This window comes from Spirillospora sp. NPDC047418, assembly GCF_040643275.1.
GTDB lineage: Bacteria > Actinomycetota > Actinomycetes > Streptosporangiales > Streptosporangiaceae > Spirillospora.
In genome coordinates, this window is record NZ_JBEYTW010000203.1 from 1 (window position 1) to 1,670 (window position 1,670).

The following is a 1,670-nucleotide window of genomic DNA, read 5'->3' on the forward strand; positions in this document are numbered from 1 at the left end:
TTAGCCTCGGGCTTTCACCGGGCGGTGGGTCGAGAGTGACCGTTTAGATAAGAAAAGTGCCTCTGTGCTGGGAGGATAGGGCTTGTTGAGGGTCCTGTCCGTACCAGTCCAGAAGGCACTTTTCAGGTGAGCAAGCGTATCGGGTCTTATCCGCGTGTGGGTGTCGATGGCGACGGTCGCGGGGTGGTCTCCCAGGCCGGGGCCGTGCTGCTGGTGGAGACGGTCCGCAAGAGTGGGCTGGACGGGGCGTTGTCGCAGGCTTTGGCGCCCTGGCGTCGGCCGCGGGCGGTGCATGATCCGGGCAAGGTTCTGCTGGATGTGGCGCTGGCGGTGGCGCTGGGCGGGGACTGCCTGGCCGATGTGGCGATGCTGCGGGCCGAGCCGGGCGTGTTCGGGCCGGTGGCCTCCGACCCGACCGTGTCCCGCCTGATCGACACCCTCGCCGGTGCCGGCCAGCGGGTGCTCAAGGCGGTGCGCCGGGCCCGCGCCGATGTGCGCGAGCGGGTGTGGACGCTGGCCGGCGACGACGCCCCCGACGCCGGCGGGCAGGTGACCGTGGACTTGGACGGGGTGCTGGTGATCGCGCATTCGGACAAGCAGGACGCGGCCCCGACCTGGAAGCGCACCTTCGGCCATCACCCTTTGATGGGGTTCGTCGACCACGGCGACGGCGGATCCGGTGAGCCGGTCGCGGGTCTGCTGCGCCCCGGCAACGCCGGCAGCAACACCGCCGCCGACCACATCACCGCCGCGAAACTGGCGCTGGCCCAACTGCCGCGCCGCTACCGGCGCGGCCGCAAGACCCTGATCCGCACCGACACCGCCGGCGGCACCCACGAATTCGTCGACTGGGTCGCCGCGCGCGGCCGGTGGCTGTCGTACTCGGTCGGAATGACCATCACCGAGCAGATTCACGCCGCCGTGCTGCAGATCCCCGCCTCGGCCTGGACTCCGGCGATCGAACCCGGCGGGCAGATCCGGGACGGTGCCTGGGTCGCCGAACTCAGCGGCCGGCTCCTGGACGGCTGGCCGGACGGGATGCGGCTGATCGTGCGCAAGGAACGCCCGCACCCGGGCGCCCAGCTGCGGTTCACCGACGCCGACGGCATGCGCCTGACCTGCTTTGCCACCAACACCACGACCATGCCGATCGCCGAACTGGAGCTGCGGCACCGCCGCCGCGCCCGCGCCGAGGACCGCATCCGCGCCGCCCGCGCCACCGGCCTGCGCAACCTGCCCCTGCACCACACCGCGCAGAACCAGATCTGGCTGGAGATCGTCCAGCTCGCCTTGGACCTGCTGGCCTGGATGCCGATGCTCGCCCTCACCGGCCCCGCCCGGACCTGGGAACCCCGCCGCCTGCGCCTGCGGCTGCTGCACGCCGCCGGACGGCTGGTCACCACCGGACGCAGGCACATCCTGCGCCTGCCCGAACATTGGCCCTGGACCAGCATCATCACCGACGCCCTGGCACGCCTGGCAGCACTACCCAACCCCGGCTGACCAGCACCAACCCACCCCGACAACCCCAGAAAGGAGACCACCAGGGCCCGTGGAACCCCGCCCACCCGGAGCGACATCCGGGCCACCAGCCTGACCACCCACACAAAACGCACACCGAGTCAGGCCGCTACACAACCCAGTCGGTGCTGTGAAAGATCGAGGTTAGC

General features: G+C 70.8%; 1 protein-coding gene. It reads left to right on the top strand.

Going from position 1 to position 1,670, the window contains the following annotated elements; translation table 11 throughout:
- The first annotated feature begins 126 nt into the window (after nt 1-126).
- Complete coding sequence (locus tag ABZ806_RS45025) at nt 127-1,503, top strand: IS1380 family transposase (protein ID WP_500226127.1); 1,377 nt, start codon at nt 127-129, stop codon at nt 1,501-1,503.
- Nucleotides 1,504-1,670: the final 167 nt, after the last annotated feature.